Below are 241 nucleotides of genomic sequence, written 5' to 3' on the forward strand. Positions count from 1 at the left end.
GCTTCGCTGAAGCGAAAGTGAAAAAAGTTCGTAAAGCTTCACCGCATCGTGTGAAAGCACCGTGTCCAGTATATGAGGAGTGTGGCGGTTGTCAGCTGCAACATTTAGATTATAAAGAACAATTGAATCAAAAGCGTGATATCGTTGTACAAGCATTTGAGAAGTACATGAAAAACAGTATGGAAGAGAAAATTCGTCCAACGCTTGGCATGGAAAATCCATGGCATTACCGTAATAAGAG

1 pseudogene is annotated in these 241 nt (G+C 41.1%); it reads left to right on the forward strand.

The window, feature by feature from the left end:
* Nucleotides 1-241, forward strand: a pseudogene (locus SB717_RS39090) (23S rRNA (uracil(1939)-C(5))-methyltransferase RlmD); the annotation flags it as partial.

Origin of the sequence: Priestia sp. SIMBA_032 (genome assembly GCF_046535215.1) — a bacterium.
Classification (GTDB): Bacteria; Bacillota; Bacilli; order Bacillales; family Bacillaceae_H; genus Priestia; species Priestia aryabhattai.